This window comes from Brevibacterium sp. OS20 (assembly GCF_056837565.1).
Genome location: NZ_CM166367.1, coordinates 514785 through 531461, shown reverse-complemented (window position 1 = coordinate 531461; position 16677 = coordinate 514785). Strand labels below are relative to the sequence as shown.

General features: G+C 65.7%; 12 protein-coding genes. 4 read left to right on the top strand and 8 right to left on the bottom strand.

The window, feature by feature from the left end; translation table 11 throughout:
• Positions 1-336: 336 nt before the first annotated feature.
• Positions 337-489, bottom strand: a complete 153-nt coding sequence (locus ACVZTU_RS02300) for a hypothetical protein (protein WP_164742748.1) — start codon at positions 487-489, stop codon at positions 337-339.
• Between the two features lie 358 nt (positions 490-847).
• Here ACVZTU_RS02300 and ACVZTU_RS02295 point away from each other — a divergent pair, with 358 nt between their 5' ends.
• On the top strand, positions 848-3883 hold the full coding sequence (locus ACVZTU_RS02295) for an FAD-binding and (Fe-S)-binding domain-containing protein (protein WP_482401738.1): 3036 nt from the start codon (positions 848-850) through the stop codon (positions 3881-3883).
• Positions 3884-3913: 30 nt separating this feature from the next.
• Here ACVZTU_RS02295 and ACVZTU_RS02290 read toward each other — a convergent pair whose 3' ends face one another.
• Both ACVZTU_RS02290 and ACVZTU_RS02285 read right to left on the bottom strand, forming a co-directional pair.
• Positions 3914-4303: a universal stress protein gene (locus ACVZTU_RS02290; RefSeq protein WP_139470383.1), complete on the bottom strand. Its 390-nt coding sequence runs from the start codon at positions 4301-4303 to the stop codon at positions 3914-3916.
• Between the two features lie 135 nt (positions 4304-4438).
• Positions 4439-5473 carry a helix-turn-helix transcriptional regulator gene (locus tag ACVZTU_RS02285; RefSeq protein ID WP_482401288.1) on the bottom strand — a complete coding sequence of 345 codons (1035 nt, stop codon included), beginning with the start codon at positions 5471-5473 and terminating at the stop codon, positions 4439-4441.
• A gap of 146 nt (positions 5474-5619) precedes the next feature.
• On the opposite strand from ACVZTU_RS02285, the gene ACVZTU_RS02280 reads away from it, so the two are divergent.
• On the top strand, positions 5620-6222 hold the full coding sequence (locus ACVZTU_RS02280; protein WP_139469394.1) for a mycothiol transferase: 603 nt from the start codon (positions 5620-5622) through the stop codon (positions 6220-6222).
• Between the two features lie 86 nt (positions 6223-6308).
• On the opposite strand, the gene aceB is transcribed toward ACVZTU_RS02280, so the two are convergent.
• Together aceB and aceA are read right to left on the bottom strand one after the other, a co-directional pair.
• Positions 6309-7916 carry a malate synthase A gene (gene aceB / locus ACVZTU_RS02275; protein ID WP_139469395.1) on the bottom strand — a complete coding sequence of 536 codons (1608 nt, stop codon included), beginning with the start codon at positions 7914-7916 and terminating at the stop codon, positions 6309-6311.
• Between the two features lie 243 nt (positions 7917-8159).
• Positions 8160-9470 carry an isocitrate lyase gene (gene aceA / locus ACVZTU_RS02270; protein ID WP_172172442.1) on the bottom strand — a complete coding sequence of 437 codons (1311 nt, stop codon included), beginning with the start codon at positions 9468-9470 and terminating at the stop codon, positions 8160-8162.
• Between the two features lie 238 nt (positions 9471-9708).
• Here aceA and ACVZTU_RS02265 point away from each other — a divergent pair, with 238 nt between their 5' ends.
• On the top strand, positions 9709-11103 hold the full coding sequence (locus ACVZTU_RS02265) for a helix-turn-helix domain-containing protein (protein ID WP_482401737.1): 1395 nt from the start codon (positions 9709-9711) through the stop codon (positions 11101-11103).
• Between the two features lie 91 nt (positions 11104-11194).
• Here ACVZTU_RS02265 and ACVZTU_RS02260 read toward each other — a convergent pair whose 3' ends face one another.
• The 3 genes from ACVZTU_RS02260 to ACVZTU_RS02250 all read right to left on the bottom strand — a co-directional run bounded on the left by ACVZTU_RS02260 (position 11195) and on the right by ACVZTU_RS02250 (position 15261).
• On the bottom strand, positions 11195-12481 hold the full coding sequence (locus ACVZTU_RS02260; protein WP_180345652.1) for an alpha/beta hydrolase: 1287 nt from the start codon (positions 12479-12481) through the stop codon (positions 11195-11197).
• On the bottom strand, positions 12478-13512 hold the full coding sequence (locus ACVZTU_RS02255) for an ABC transporter substrate-binding protein (protein ID WP_482401736.1): 1035 nt from the start codon (positions 13510-13512) through the stop codon (positions 12478-12480). Before ACVZTU_RS02255 ends, ACVZTU_RS02260 begins: the two co-directional genes overlap by 4 nt.
• A 123-nt stretch (positions 13513-13635) precedes the next feature.
• The gene (locus tag ACVZTU_RS02250) at positions 13636-15261 is read right to left on the bottom strand and encodes an FAD-dependent oxidoreductase (protein WP_219922295.1); all 1626 of its coding nucleotides are present in this window, start codon (positions 15259-15261) and stop codon (positions 13636-13638) included.
• A 37-nt stretch (positions 15262-15298) separates the two neighbouring features.
• On the opposite strand from ACVZTU_RS02250, the gene ACVZTU_RS02245 reads away from it, so the two are divergent.
• The gene (locus ACVZTU_RS02245) at positions 15299-16537 is read left to right on the top strand and encodes a site-specific DNA-methyltransferase (protein ID WP_181271265.1); all 1239 of its coding nucleotides are present in this window, start codon (positions 15299-15301) and stop codon (positions 16535-16537) included.
• Positions 16538-16677: the final 140 nt, after the last annotated feature.

Genomic DNA, 16677 nt, shown 5'->3' with positions numbered 1-16677 from the left:
CCGCCGAACTGGAAACGCACCTGAGGTTGTCGCCAGGGAACTTCGGCATCTGATATTTCAGAAACAGTCGAAGAGTCGAATCGTGATGCGATTTCCGCACGCAGGGCAGAATCTTTCTGAAGGCTTTCTCAGCCCATCAGCCCTGTTGCCTCCGTTCATGCAATTCCCTGCTTCCGGCTCCGCGAAGATTCGGTCACGGAATCGTCAGAAAACGTCCATGAATCGCACAAGGGCGGTGATCCATATCGAGCATGGATCACCGCCCTGGTATCTGCGAGGGAAGTGCGAGCACAGAGGGGACCGGCAAATGTCGTTCTGCCCCTGTGTTCTCTGGGGTCAGGCGGGGTCGGCGACTCCGGCTTTCGGCTCGCTGCGCTTGACCGGTCCGTGCCTGCGCACGATCTCCTGAACGGCCTGCGAGGAGGTGCCGGCCGCCTCGGCGATCGCACCGAAGGTCGCGCCTTCTTCGCGGGCGCGCAGAATCGCCATCACATAGTCGGTGTTGATTTTCGAACGCTGCCGTGCGACCTTTCGGACGACTCCGACTAATGCAGTCTGATCAACTGTCAATTCACGAGCTCGACGAGACATGGTTTCTTCCCTTGCATTCATGTAGTGGCCCGTTGCCACGAATTGGTGTAGTCCCATTAGATACCACGAATATGTCAAGACGCCAAGAATTCCCGAATATAGGAACTCAGGCTACTGAGTAGCACCGTTCTGAGCACGTGAGATAACGAACGCATAACTTTCCCTGATCCTGGACGATGACTCTCGCTCGCCATCCCCGCCGTGGAAGATATCGGTGTTCCGGCAACCCAAGTGGCACAATGCGGACATGACGACTATGGCCCATCCCACTGGAGCGAATCGGGCGACCGTCGACGAAGACGAGTCCCAGACAGCGCTTCCCACCGCACTCGCCGAACAGTTCCGCACCGCGGGCATCCGTGATTTCAGCATCGACGACACCGATCGCGCCGCATACTCCTCCGACGCTTCGCTCTTCCGGCTCGTCCCTGCCGCCATCGTCTTTCCTCACGACGAAGACGAAGTGGCGCGGGTCCTCTCCGTTGCCCGCCGCCTCGGCGTGCCGATCACCAGCCGTGGCGCCGGCACATCGATCGCCGGCAATGCCATCGGCCGCGGCATCGTCCTCGACTTCTCTCTCCATATGAACGCGGTTCTCGACCTCGACCCGGAGGAACAGTCGGCCTGGGTGCAGTCCGGCTGCGTCCACGCTCATCTCCAGAAACAGGCCAAACCACACGGTCTGCGCTTCGGCCCGGACCCGTCCACCCACACCCGCTGCACGATCGGCGGGATGATCGGCAACAATGCCTGCGGCCCGCGAGCTTTGGGCTACGGCCGCACGGGCGACAATATCCTGGCACTGAAGATCATGCTCATCGACGGCACCGTCGTCACCCTCGATGACTCGGACGCTTCCACGACGTTCCCGCGGCTGCACGAACTCGTGGCACAGAACCTCGGCACCATCCGCACGAACTTCGGCACATTCTCCCGCCAGGTCTCCGGGTACGGGCTCGAGTCACTCCTCCCGGAGAACGGCTTCGACGTCCGGCGCGCCTTCGCCGGCACCGAGGGCACCTGGGGTGTCATCCTGGCGGCGAAGATGCGCCTGGTCAAGGATCCGAGCTTCACCTCGGCGGTCGTCCTCGGCTACGCGGACATGGTCGCCGCCGCCCACGATGCGCCGCTGCTGAAGGACTTCCCCGTCGCCGCCTGCGAGGGGCTCGATTCGCGCATGCTCGACCGGGTCATCGACACCAAGGGCGCCGAGGCGGTCCCCGCCCTACCGGAGGGCGCGGGCTGGCTCGTCGTCGAACTCACCGGTGAGGACGAGTCCGCGCTCAAGACCGAGACTCAGCGCCTCATCTCCGAGTCGAAGTCACTCGACTCCGCGGTCCTGAACGCCCGGGCGGCCGCCGAGGTGTGGGCCATCCGCGCCGATGGCGCCGGACTGGTCTCACGCACCCCCGATGGCCGCGACGCCCACGCTGGGTGGGAGGATTCAGCGGTTCCGGTGGACCACCTCGGCGACTATCTGCACGATCTCATGGAGCTGCTCGAGGAGCACAGGCTGTGGGCCATTCCCTATGGGCACTTCGGTGATGGCTGCCTGCACATGCGCGTGGACTTCCCGCTCGAGGATCCGAACGGCGGGCAGGTGATGCGCGATTTCATGGTCGCGGCCACGAAGCTCGTCGCCCGCTACGGCGGGTCGGTCTCCGGGGAGCACGGGGACGGTCGGGCGCGCTCCGAACTGCTGCGGCTCATGTACACTCCGGCGGCACTCGATCTGTTTGCCCAGGTCAAACGCCTCTTCGATCCTCAGCATCTGCTCAATCCGGGGGTCATCGTCGATCCCGACGCCCTCGACGAATCGATCCGCCTGACTCAGCTGCCGCTGCGCCAAGAGCTGCCCGGCACTCTGGCGATGGCCTATGAAGGCGAGTCCGCCGGTTTCGCCTCGGCGGTGCACCGGTGCACCGGGGTTGGCAAATGCCGTGCGGATTCGGCGGCCGGCGGCGGCATCATGTGCCCGTCGTATCAGGCCACCCGGGACGAGCGGCATTCGACTCGAGGGCGCGCACGCGTGCTGCAGGAGATGGTGTCCGGGGATCTGCTCGAGCCGCGCTGGGACTCCCCCGAGGTACACGAAGCCCTCGACCTGTGTCTGTCGTGCAAGGCCTGCGGGACGGAGTGCCCGACCGGCACGGACATGTCCACCTATAAGGCCGAGGTCCTGCACCAGTCCTATCAGGGACGGCTGCGGCCAATGAAGCACTATTCGCTCGGGTTCCTCCCACAGCTCGCCCGCCTGGTCACCCCGCTCGCACCTGTCGTCAACCGGGTGTCGGGGCTGCCTGGGCTGACCGCCCTGGCGAAGAAGATGGCCGGCATCGACGTTCGTCGCTCGATCCCGCAGTTCGCGTCCACGACGTTCAGGAAATGGTGGACCACCACCGCCGAGGCGGCACCGAAGTCGCGTGCGAATGCCGAGTCACCGGCCGCGGCTTCGCTGCGGCCGAATGCAGAAGTCGTGCTGTTCGCCGATTCCTGGTCGAACCATTTCGCTCCGCGCATCCTCGCCGCGGCCGTCGCGGTGCTCGAGCAGGCCGGTGTGCGTGTGCGGGTGATCGATCAGACCGTGTGCTGCGGGCTGCCGCTCATCTCCACCGGTCAGCTCGATGCCGCGAAGGTGAATCTCTCGGAGACGATCACGGCTCTCGACGCCACCGACGATGTGCCGATCATCGGAGTCGAACCCTCGTGCTTGGCGACGCTGAAGGACGATTCGCTCAAACTCGTCGCCGACGAGGCGTCGCACCGAGTGGCCGACCGGGTGCAGACGCTGGCCCAGTATCTGCTGAGCATCGGCGCCGAGCTGCCGGACCTGTCCGGCGTCGAGGCGCTCGTGCAGCCGCATTGTCACCAGTCGGCGATCTTCGGCAACGCGGCCGATAAGGAGCTGCTGGCCAGGGCGGGAGCGGACACGGAGTTCCTCGGCGGGTGCTGCGGTCTGGCCGGGAACTTCGGCGTCGAAGACGGCCATTTCGAGACCTCGGTCGCCGTCGCCGAGGTGGCTCTGCTGCCGGCGCTGCGCAAGCGGGGACGGGCCGCCGGCGCGGAGCCTCGGACCAGCTCCGGTACAGGTGCGTCGCCGAATCGTGCGACTGAGTCCGGTACAGATGTGTCGCCGAATCAGGCGACGGATACGGGTGCGGACGACCGGTTGCAGGTCGTTCTTGCCGACGGGTATTCGTGCCGCACGCAGATCACGGATCTCAGCGACACCGAGGGCGTGTCGTTGGCCGAGCTCCTCGCCTGGGGATGGGGGCTCCAACCGCGGCGATGATGCCGAGGTCAGGGCCGCCTCGGCGAGGTTTCAGGCCTTGGCCGTCAGCACCGGGACCTCGGCTTCGAGGAGGATACGCTGTGCCTGCGAGCCGAGGATGAACTTCCCGATCGCTGAGCGTTTGCGCAGGCCGATGACGATGAGCTGGGCTTCGTACTCCTCGGCGAGGTCGTTGAGTGTGCCGGGCAGATCGTCTTCGTGATCGGGTTGGAGCACCTCGACGTCGACGTCCGATTCCTTGCCGAGGTCGACGATCCGCTTGATCTCGTCTTCCCCGATCTCGGTCGGAGCTCCACTGGCACCTCGTCGCTGTGAGTTGATCACGACGGCAGCGCTCGACCGCAGTTTGGCCTCTGCTAATCCCGCACGCAGAGCAGCCTCACCCTCGGGAGCGGGTAGGTAGCCAATGAGAATCGTCATGGCCCCCAGTATATGGACTCATCCATGATTCGTTCACTTCGGGATCACGCTTCGGTCAGCACCCCGCAACCCCCATTGCCCCAATTGCTACCTGACGGCGGCCCAGCAACCTCGCGCGAGGTTGCTGGGCCGCCGTCAGGTAGTAATTGATGCTTCGACGACCGCTTGCGCTCTCTCTGCGTGGTCGCGCAGGGCGTCGATGAGCTCAGGTGGGTGGAGCACTTCGATCTCGGCGGGGATGGACGCAAGGGTGGCCGCGACCCATCTGAGGTCCCAGAATCCGCAGGTGATGCGCACACCATCGGCCGCCTCGGTGATGGTGGCGCTCCGGGTGGGGAACCATTCCTTCGCTTCCCGCGCCGAGGCGGCCGTGCGCAGAACGACGGTGTGCGGATACGCGGTGGTGGTCACGGCTGCGGACACAGCCGCCTCGGCGTCGGGGTGCTCACGTGGGGTGATGCTCAATGTCGTCGCGTGAACCCGGCTCATCCGGTCGAGGCGGAAGACCCGATGGTCATCGCGGTCGAGGTCGAAGGCGAAGAGGTACCAGTGCGCGCCGAAGACGACGAGACGGATCGGTTCAACGCGGCGGGGCGTCGAGGGGTGGTCGCCAGTCGGGCCGGGGGACGCTTCGGCAATCGCAGTGCCGGACGCGTCGGTGGTCAGGGCGCCGGCCGGGCCCGTGACGGTGGGGTCGTCGACGGCAGTGCGCTGCATCTTCCGATAATCGAAAGTCGCGATCGTCGACGCATTGATCGCCGAGGCGAGCGTGATGACCGCGCTGATGTCGACTCCGGGTGCGTGGCCTTCGGACACTGACACAGCCGTCGAGATTTCGGCGACGGTCGCGCGCATCGCGGCCGGGAGCATCGTCTGCAGCTTCGTCGTCGCCGATTCCGCGTGTTCGGTGTCCAGGCCGGCCCCGCGCAGGAGTGCCAGGCCGACCGCGGTGGCCAGCGCCTCGCCTGCCTCGAGCTGCAGAGGCGGCAGCACCGTCCGCGATTCGGCGCGATAGCCCCCGGTCAGGCCCGGTGCCGAGGAGATGATGTAGCCGAGATCGCGCAACTCGGCGATATCTCGACGGATGGTACGTGGGGTGACGTCGAAGCGGGCGGCGAGCTCGAGGGCAGTGCAGCTCCTGCCGGATGCGAACAGTCCGAGCAGGCTCAAGAGTCGCGTCTCCGACCGCATTCCACCTCCGAATGAGAAACTTTCGCCCGACTTATTGATGCGGACAGTATATGTCCGCATAGCACCTGACGATAGGATCACCGCTTCAGCCATCCGGCCGCGGCGGACATTGCAAAGGAGAGATCATGCCGTTCTTCACCCCTTCCGTCACGAGCGAAGCCGACGCCGCGTTCACCTACCTCACCCAGCAGTGCACCCAGCTCAAGCTCACGGCGCAGGGCCTGACCGATGAGCAGGCCCGCAGCACGCCGACGGCCAGTGGTTTGAGTATCGCCGGCCTCATCGTTCACGGAGCCCAGGTGGTCAATAACTGGCTCATTCAAGTCAAGGACCCGACGCGAGAGGTCGGCGAGGATGACTACCGGACGGTCAACGAGAAGTTGGGGCTGACAGCGATGTTCGACGGGTCCGCTCTCCCCGACCTCGACATCACCGAGGCGGTCGCAATCTTCGACAAGGTCATCGACGGGATCGAGGACGCGAGGGCCGCAGTCGACGACGCGGGGACCGACCTCGGCACCGAAGTTCCGATGCCGTACAACCCGTGGATGCCCAACGATTTCACGATGACGGTGCGCTGGATCCTGTGGCACCTGGCCACCGAGATCGCCCGCCACGCCGGCCACGCTGACATCATCCGCGAATCGATCGACGGCGCGATCGCCTACCAGCTCAACGCTCAGGCGGACGGCGAACCGTGGCCGCCCGAGGGCATGGACTGGAGCTGAGTCCCCACACGATCCCACCCAAAACTACCTGACGGCGGCCCAGCAACCTCGCGCGAGGTTGCTGGGCCGCCGTCAGGTAGCAATTGTTAGGCGACGAAGGCTTCGCTGGCCTTGGACACCCGGTCGACCAGGTGGTCGGTGTAGGCCGGCATGGTGAGGAACTCGGCGAACTCCTCGCCCATTGCCGTCTCGCGGAAGATCTCCACGGCCTCATCGAAGTGATCGTCGGCGGTGCGCTCCATCAGAGCCAGCTCCTCGCCGAGGTAGCGCTCCACCAGACGCGAGGTCAGCTGCTGCCCGTTGTCCAGAGTCACCTCGTGGCGGATCCACTGCCAGATCTGCGAGCGACAGATCTCAGCCGTCGACACGTCTTCGAGCTGGTTCTCCAGAGCCACGTGCCCGTTGCCGCCGAGCCAAACGTTGATGTACCCGATGGCCACGCGGATGTTCACCCGCACACCCTCTTCGGTCACGACCGGTTCGAGGCCGGTGATGTCGAGGATGTTCTCGCTGGTCACCTGCACATCGGGGCGCTTGTTCTCCAGCTGGTGCGGCTGCGAACCCAGGGCGGCGTCGAACACGGCCAGAGCCGCCGGAACCAGTGCCGGGTCGGCCACCCAGGTGCCGTCGAAGCCCTGCCAGGCCTCGCGGGCCTTGTCCTCTCGCATGCGCTCGAACTCGGCGGCCACGAATTCCTGGTCCGGGTGATCGGCCATGAGGTTGGACATCGTGCCGATCGCGTGTGCTCCGCGACGGTGGCAGGTGGCCACGAGGCGGTCGGTGAACGCCTTCATCAGCGGCAGGTCCATCGTCAGACGCTCACGGTCGGGCAGAACGTAGTCGGTGGTGTTGCGCAGGTTCTTCACCACGGAGAACAGGTAGTCCCAACCGGCGGCCTCGAGGCCTGCGCAGTGCTCGCGCAGCTCGAAGAGGATCTCTTCCATCTGGAACACCGCGGTGATCGTCTCGATGTGAGCGGTGGCCCGGATGGTGCCGTGCGGGATGCCCAGCATGTTCTGCGCCAGGACGAACACCTTGTTCCACAGGCGTGCTTCCTGCGAGGACTCGAGCTTCGGCAGGTAGAAGTACGGGCCGGAGCCGTTGTCGATGAGGTGGCGGGCGTTGTGGAAGAAGTACAGACCGAAGTCGACGAGAGCACCGGAGGTCGAGAACTCCTGGCCGTTGTCATCGACGTAGATCAGGTGCTTCTCGGGCAGGTGCCAACCGCGGGGGCGCAGTCCGATGGTCGGCTGGTTGTCGTTGTTGACGCCGGGCAGCTGTCCGCGGATGGCGCGGAAGAGGTTGACCTGTCCGCCGATGACATTGGCCCAGGTGGGGCTCGTGGCGTCTTCGAGATCGGCCAGCCACACCTTCGCCTGCGAGTTCAGCGCCGCCACGACCTCATCCTCGGTGACCGGGCCGGTGAGCTCCACGCGGCGGTCTTCGAGGCCGGGGGCGCCGGCGGATCCGGCGACCGACCAGGAGCGGTCGGCGCGGATGCGCGCGGTCTCGGGCTTGAAACGGGGGAGGGTTCCGCCGTTCATCTCGGCCGCGCGGGCCCGGCGCGTGCGCAGCACGTCGCAGATGGTGCCGGCGAACTCGTCGTGCAGCTTGGCGATGAACGTCAGAGCAGGCTCCGAAAGGACGGTGCCGAAGCCGGTTTCGAGCGGCGCGTTGATCTTGATGTAAGACATGGGCTTCTCCTCACCCGTCGTAGTGTGTGCCTGGAATGTGTGGCTGGTTCTGTGGGTGATCCTCGCCGAGGCGGCTCTGCCGTAAGTCGTGAGCCGTGCGTTGGGATCGTGGCGGGGTTTCGATTCGTCTGTGGTGTGACGGAGCGGATCGACAATGTAAACCCCGTGAAAACACTGCCGATCCGCCCCGGGTTCTAGGTGGGTTCATCCCCGCTGGTCAGTGGGGCGTGAACCCGGTGCGGCTCAGTGGAACTGAGCGGTTTCGGTGGAGCCGGCCAGCGCGGTGGTCGAGGACTCCGGGTTGACCGCGGTCGAAACCAGGTCGAAGTATCCGGTGCCGACCTCGCGCTGGTGGCGGGTCGCGGTGTATCCGCGTTCTTCGGCTGCGAACTCGCGTTCCTGCAGGTCGACGTATGCCTTCATCTGTTCGCGGGCGTAGCCGTGAGCCAGATCGAACATCGAGTAGTTGAGCGCGTGGAAGCCGGCCAGGGTGATGAACTGGAACTTGTAGCCCATGGCTCCGAGCTCGCGCTGGAACTTCGCGATGGTCGCATCGTCGAGGTGCTTGCGCCAGTTGAACGACGGCGAGCAGTTGTAGGACAGCATCTGGTCCGGGTACTCGGCGTGGATCGCCTCGGCGAACTTCTTCGCAGCTTCGAGGTCGGGCGTCGAAGTCTCCATCCACAGCAGATCAGCGTACGGAGCGTAGGACAGTCCGCGGGCGATGCCGGCTTCGAGTCCGTTCGTGATCTTGTAGAAGCCTTCGGCGGTGCGCTCACCGGTGACGAACTGCTGGTCGCGCTCGTCGATGTCCGAGGTCATCAGCGTGGCGGCCTCGGCGTCGGTGCGGGCGATGACGAGGCTGGGCACGTTCTCGACGTCGGCCGCGAGGCGGGCGGCGTTGAGGGTGCGGATGTGCTGCGAGGTCGGAACGAGGACCTTGCCGCCGAGGTGGCCGCACTTCTTCTCGGAGCCGAGCTGGTCCTCGAAGTGCACACCGGCTGCGCCGGCGGCGATCATCGAGCGCATGAGCTCGTAGACGTTGATCGTGCCGCCGAAGCCTGCTTCCGCGTCAGCGACGATCGGAGCGAACCAGTCATCGACCTGCTTGTTGCCTTCTGAGGTCTCGATCTGGTCGGCGCGCATCAGAGCGTTGTTGATGCGGCGGACGACCTGCGGCACCGAGTTGGCCGGGTAGATCGACTGGTCGGGGTAGGTCTGGCCAGCAGCGTTCGCGTCGGCGGCGACCTGCCAACCGGAGAGGTAGATGGCGTTGAGGCCGGCCTTGACCTGCTCGACCGCCTGGTTGCCGGTCAGCGCGCCGAGGGCGTTGACGTAGTCACCGGAGTGGATATCGCCGGCGGTGATCTGGTTCCAGAGGCGCTCGGCTCCGTGGCGGGCCAGCGTGTGCTCCTCGATCAGCGAACCGCGCAGTTTGACGACATCCTCGGGCTCGTAGTCGCGAGCGATTCCCGACCAACGGGCGTTGGTGGCCCAGTCGCGGCGGATGGCTTCAGCATCGTGCAAGCTGTTCTGCGTGGTGTTCTCAGTCATTGTCCTTCTCTTTCTCGATCTCTCGGGGTTGTTGATGTATCCAGTCTGCGGGGACCGCAAGGGCTCTCGCATCGAATTTCCTGATGAATAATCTCGATATTTCCGGTTTCAGAAATTTCGCCGTTCTGTCATACTGTTTTTCAGCGATGTGAACCAGCACACAGAAACTGAGGGAGGCGCCTTGAACAGCGTTGGCGCGGAAGTTGAGAGCGAAGAACAGCAGACCGACCCGCTCAGCATCGGCAGAAGAATCCGCTTTTTTCGTAAGAAGCGCGGTTTGACCCTCAACGAGGTGGGGCAGGAAGTGGGGCGCGCGGCCTCGCAGATCTCAACGATCGAGAACGGCAAGCGAGAAACTTCTGTCACGCTCCTGGCCGCGATCGCGAAGGCGCTGAAGACGGACGTCTCCGAGCTCATCGACCCCGCTCCGATCGACGAACGACAGGCCCTGGAGTTGGAGGCCGAACGCAATCAGGCCTCCCCCATGTACTCTGCCCTCGGCCTGCCGCAGGTGCGGATCAAGTCGCTGCCGGCCGATGCCCTCGAGGCGATCGTGGGTCTCCAGCGACAGCTCGGCGAGGCCCTGGAACGGCGGGCGGCCACGCCGGAGGAGGCCAGGCGGGCCAACCGGGAGCTGCGGGAACGGATGAAGGAGAAGAACAACTACTTCGCCGACCTCGAGGCCACCGCCGCCGAGTTGCTCGACCTCGTCGGCTACGAATCCGGAACGGTGTCACAGCGGCAGACGGCACTCATCGCCGAGAAGCTCGGCTTCAGCCTCCACTACGTCTCCGACCTGCCCGAATCGACCCGGTCGATCTCGGATACTGCGAACAAGCGGCTGTATCTTCCCAATGCCGATGCCGCATTCGATCCGCGGTCGCACCTGCTCATGAGCCTCGCTCCGCATGTGCTCGGCTATGACTCCCCGAAGGACTTCCACGAATTCCTCCAGCAGCGCGTCGAGGCGAACTATCTGGCGGCCGCGATCCTGCTGCCCGAGTCCGCTGCCGTGCCGATGCTCGAGGAGGAGAAGAAGAAGCGGGTGCTCTCCGTCGAGCATCTGCGCGATATGTTCGGCGTCGGCTACGAGATGGCCGCCCACAGGTTCACGAACCTCGCCACCGAGCATCTCGGACTGCCCGTGCACTTCATGAAGGTCCACAATTCCGGCACGATCCACAAGGCGTACTCGAACGACGGGTTGCCGTTCCCCACCGATCCGCTCGGCGCGATCGAGGGACAGTTCGCGTGCAAACGCTTCACATCGCGCACCGTCTTCCGCGTCGCCGACCGCTTCAGCCCCTACTACCAGTACACGGATACCCCGCACGGATCCTTCTGGTGCACCGCCCGGGTGCTGCCCGGCGGCGACTACGCCATCAGCGTCGGCGTCCCGTTCTCCCACGTCCGCTGGTTCGAAGGACGGGAGTCACCGATCCGCTCGCAGTCCGGATGCCCGGATCCGTCCTGCTGCCGGCAGGCCCCGGATGACCTGGCCGAGAAATGGGAGGATCAGGCGCTGCCGTCGGCCCGCATGCACGCCTCCCTACTCGCCGCGGTCCCGCCCGGAGCGGTTCCCGGCGTCGACGACACCGAGGTCTACGAGTTCCTCGAACGCCATTCCGACTGATCGTCGACATCGATCGACGGTGCAGAAAACCCTCGCCGAGGCGGCTCCCCCACTTCGGGTGCTCCCCGACCCACGTTGACTGACGTTTGGGTCATTCCGCCAGGACTTCGGCCAGGCGGACGAGCATGAGTTCGCGCCACCACAGATACTCGTGCCCGCCCACGAACGGTCGGGGCACGAAGTCGATGCCGCGAGCCGCGAACTCCTCGGTCGCCTCGGCGACAGAGTCCGCAATGACAGTCTCGAGGATCCCGTGGTCGACACTGAACGTCGGATCTGCGGCGGTCGCCGGCCGGGTTTCCACCGTCCGAGACTCCGGCGCCCCTGCGCGTCCGTCCGGACCGTCGTCGGTGCTGCTCGGCGCGAGATCCCAGATCCTGCGCCCCTGATCGTCGGATTCCCAGAACGACGGCGAAAGGCAGATCCCGCGGAACGCTTCCGGGTGCCGCAGGGAGAAGTACGCCGCGGCCAGTCCGCCGTAGGAGGCGCCCGCGACGATCGTGCGGGCCGAGACCTCCGGCGCCATCTGACGAACTAGCGCGAGCACGTCGTCGCAGAACCGAGAGTTCATCACGAGGTCGTCGGCGCGCTGGCCGACGGCCGCGTCCTCGTCGGGGCCGGCGTCCACGACGGGTGCATGGTCGATGGCGATGACCGCTGACGGCGGGGACACCAGCTCGTCGATCGCTGCGAGCAGTCCCCCGCGGATGAACCTCTCCCCGTCGAAGACGACGAGCACCGGCGCCGAGGCGGGACCTCGCTGCGGCCGGTGGGTCCAGATCCGCCTCGGCGCGGAACCGAGGGTGATGACCTGTTCGTCGACGTCGGTCCGACCTTCGCCTGCCCCGCTGCGGGAGTCGGTCGCCGGCCGGTCCCCACCGGTCCAGATCAGGGGCCGGGCATCGGGTGCGGCGAGCTCGAGGACCTGTTTCCTGCGCATGTCCGTGATCGTGAGCAGATCATGGTCACCGGCGGGGACGAACCCCCGTTCGAGGACATCGAGCCATGTCGGACGGTCGGCAACTTGGAGTCCTCGTGGCACGGGCAGGAAGCGAAGCGCCCCGCGATACCCTCGCGGAACCGGCAGCTCGATCGAATACCTCGTCGCGTCGGCACCGTCGGCACTGTCGCCGCCCTCGTCCCGGGCAGGGCGCCGGGTCATGATCCCGCCGGGCACATTCCGTCGGTCGGTGACTCCGTTGAGGTCGACGAAGATCTCCTGCTCGTCTCCGGGAGCCGCCTCGGCGGGGATGGCTGTGGCCGGAAGTTCCACCTGCAGCCTCCAGCTCTCGTCCGGGCCGATCTCTGTCCAGGTGCACAGGGCAGAGGCCGAACCGGTCTGCTCCGCCGACGAATTGATCGCGCTGGTCCCGGTCATGATCCGACCGCCGCCGTGTCGAGCTTCTCTGCGATGGGGCCGACGATCTCGGGCAGCGCGAGCGCGGAGACGGAGCGCAGCCCGCGCCATTCCTCATCGGTCGGCTGGTAGAAGTGGCCGCCTTCAACGGCTGGCAGGCTCGAGAACGTGGGGACTCCGTCGTACTTCTTCCGCAGCTCCGGATCGGGGAAGTAACCGACGAGGATATCGCTCTGCAGGACGTCGAGCTTCTCCAGGGACAGGCTGTCGGGGACCGACCCGTCGGCCATCTTGTCAGCCACGGGGTCGAGCGTCAGCCCGAGTTCGCTGAAGAATTGGACGGTGGCCGAGTCCCGATCGGTCAGCACTCCCACCTCGTCGGGGCTGTGGAAGAGCGCGACGAGGAAGGACCTGTCGGTGAGGTCCGGGTGATCCTTTGCCGCATCGTCGATCGCTGTCTGCGCCGTGTCGATCGCTTTGTCGCCCTGGTCCTTCGCGTCGAGAACGGTCGAGACCCGTTCGGCCTGTGACTGCCAGCTGTCGGGGGTATTCTCCTCGGCCGTGCCCAGGGTCGGCGCGATTTCGCTGAGCTGGTCGTGGGTATCCTTGCCGATGATGGTCCCGGTCGCCAGGATCAGATCGGGTTCCCACGCTGCGATGTCCTCGAATGGGATCGTGTCTTCGGTCGACCAGTGGAAGAGCTCCGGATCGTCGCCGCCGAGCTCATCGATCGTCTCCTCCGCCCACGGCATCACGGGTTCGACCGGAGCTTCGGTCATCGCCACGGGGACCACACCTACGGAAAGAGCAGCGTCCGCATCGGAGACGGAGAGAGCGACCACGCGTTCGGCCTTCCGGATGTCAACGGAGCCGAAGGCGTCGTCGACGCTGCCTGCACTCGCCCGTTCTGCATCGGTCCCGTCGGCGGAGCCTCCCCCGCACCCGGTAAGCGCGAGGGCGAACGCGAAGGTCAGTGCCGGCAATCGGCGCCGGCGGACCGCCAATGTCGGAGACGTCGAGGTGGAGGCGGGTCGAATCGCGGGCACGGGCATCGTCACTTTCGCTCATAGTTTGGTTAGCCTAAGCTAAATTACCATAGGAGCTGTCTGCGTCCCAGAGCGGCGGTGCAGGTCAGCTGGGAACGTCAGCGCGGCACGGTCCGCGGCGGGGCGATCTCAGCGGGCCGCGTTCTCGAAGGCCCGATCGACGATCGTTTCAGCAATCGCCAGCGCCGAGGTGGCCGCCCACTTCGGCACGGACCTGACCACGGTCAGCCTGCCGCGCCTGGTCATGGTGAGTTCGTCGATGAGTTCGCCTTCGGCGGTCATCGCCTGAGCTCGGACACCGCGGGCCCCGGGCGCCACGTCGTTCTGGTCGAGCTCGGGAACGAAACGGCGGATTCCGTCGACGAAAGCAGTCTTGCTTACAATAGGCTTCACTCCGCGGGCCGCTGTCTTCGCAGTCTGTGCGGCGAACTTCCAGAACCCCTTGGACCGGGCGGTCGATGTGATGTCGGCGAGGTCGAATCCGTGCCGATCATAGGACTCGCGACCGAGGGCGACGAAGGTGTTCGGTCCGAGGATGAGCCCGTCGTCGAGTCCTCGGACGATCGAGGTTTCGGCGAACGGGGACTGCGGGTCGGGAACGGACCCGATGATGCCGCGGACCACCTCGGTGTCGGTGGCCGGGCTTCGGTAGAAGTCGCTGGTGAAGGGTACGATCCTCGGTTCGGCGTCGAGTCCCGCAGAGACGGCGAGGCGATCGGCCTGGAGACCAGCGCAGACGATGACGATGTCGAAGGTGCCGAGCACTTCCTCAACTGGCGCTTCGCTGCGCGCGCTGCCGCCGGGCGTTCCACCGGTGCGTGAGCCAGAGTCGCCGAGGCGTGAGCCGTCGCGGTTCGCCCACGCGTCGGAGACCTTCTGCGTCCACTCGCCGAGCGTCGATTCGGCCTGTTTGAACCAGTCCTGTTGTCCGAAGCGATCGCGCAGCTCGTCTGCAATGCCGATGACGGGTTCGCGGCCCTCTTCTCCGCGATAGGTGCGCGGACGGTCATGGACCTGATCGTCGCGCTGGTCGCGGTCGTGGACCTGATCGTCGCGTCGGTCGCGGTCATCGACGGCATCCTTGCCCGACCCGCCCCGTTCGCCGGCCGTGTTCGCACCACGGTCGACCTGATCGGACTCTCCGGCTGGGGCTCCCTCCCCCGCCGGCGATTCTTCTGGCGGAACCGGGCGCCCACGCAGTCGGACTTCGTTGCTCATGGTGTCGAATCCGGTGACCTCGGTTCCGAAGCGGAATGTCCCTCCGGCGGCGCGCACATCGGAGGCGAGCGCTGCGGTGAGCGCCGAGAAGTCGGCGATGGCCGCATGGGGTGAGAAGAGCCCGAGAACTCCTCTGGCGGCCGGTTCGACTGCTCCGATCTCGTGGCGCTCGAGCAGTCTGGCGCCTGGAACCTCGTTGTCTTTGGCGCGGGCGAAGATCTCTTCGAGGCGTTCGGCCTCATCGGTGTTCTGGGCGATGAGCAGCTGCCCGCATTCCCGGTAGGGAACGCCTGCCTCAGCCATATAGGGAATGAGCAGCTCGAGGCCGCGGCGGGTGAGCTTCGCCTCCGCCGAGTCGGGTTTCTGGCCGAGACCGGAGTCGACGATTCCGGAGGTGTGACCGCTCTGATGTGCAGCGACGTTCTCAGCTTTGTCGAAGACGGTGATCTCGGCGTCGGGGAACCGCTTGGTGACTTCGCGGGCGGCGGCGACACCGAGGATACCGGCACCGACCACGGCCACTCGTGAAATACTCATACAGCAATCTTGGCACCGTTCGGGATGAAGGAGAAGGATGACGACCGTCTTGGAGTGGACCGGCAAGGCCGCCGCCTTCGACCTCGGTCGCCGCCTCGTGGACGGTGGCCCTGAACGGGAGGGCCACCTCGGTGATGGTCGTCCACATCTGTGGGACGTCGACGGCACCGCTCACGTTCCCGATCCACACGAGAATCTGCTCGTCGTCGGGGACAATCTGCCCGCGCTGACCGCCCTGCTGGCCACGCACCGCCGGCAGGTCAAGGTCGTCTACATCGATCCGCCGTACAACACGGGCAACGCGCACACCTACAAAGATCACGGGCACGATCACGCCAGTTGGCTGTCATTCATGGCCCCGCGGCTGCTGCTCGCCCGTGAGCTCATGCGTGAGGACGGGGTGCTTTTCCTCCATCTCGACGACAAGGAGAGCGCGTGGGCTCAGCTGCTCGGGCACGAGATCTTCGGTGAAGACAATTCGCTGGGCACGCTCATCCATCAGCGCGCGAAGGGCGGCGGCAACGCCCGCTCCTTCGTGCGCGGGCACGACTATGTGCACGTGTGGGCCCGCGATGCGAATCAGGTCGGGCCGTTCCTCACAGAGAAGAAGTCACCGGCGAAGCTCGAGGTCATCAACGGCAGGCGGATGCTCGTGGAGACCGATGTGCTGCGCGCCGGCTTCGGCCGCTATGCCCGCGGGTCCGAGCGGCGGCTGATGTACGAGGACATCGTCGCCGTCAAGGGTGAGGGTAAACTCGCCGAGGTGGACGCGAAGCTGGAATCGGGCGAGTACATCCTGCGACCCTGGGGCACAGAGGGCAAGCACGCGGTGGTGCGGGTGACCCCGGCGGAGAAGGCGAGTTCGAAGCTGTACTCGATCATCAAGGCGCTCGGCGGGCAGAACGATCTGGAGCCGCTGGGCCTGGCGGGAGTGTTCAGCTACCCGAAGCCGGTCGAGCTGGTGAAGGCGCTCGTAGCCTCGCAGACATTCTTCGACTCCGATGCCATCGTCCTCGACTTCTTCGCCGGGTCCGGGACCACTGCGCAGGCCGTGATGGCCGCGAACGAACGGGATCAGGGGTCGCGGTCGTTCGTGCTCGTGCAGACCCCGGAGCCGCTGCGGTCGAAGACGGCCCGGGCCGTGGTGACGGCAGCTGGTGGCGGAGTCGAATTCCCTACGATCAGCGAACTCACCGCCGAACGCATCCGCCGCGCAGCCGATGTCCACTCCCCCGGACTGACCTTCACCCAGCTCGAGGTCGTCGACGGCGAATAGCGCCCGGCGGCGACGTGCCAGCCGAAGACCGCCCCGCCGTACCTTCCGACTGAATTGCTGGGTCGATCCACGGTGTTTTCGACCTCCAGAACACCGTGGATCGACCCAACAATCGCCTCAACAATCTCCTCCGACGGTAC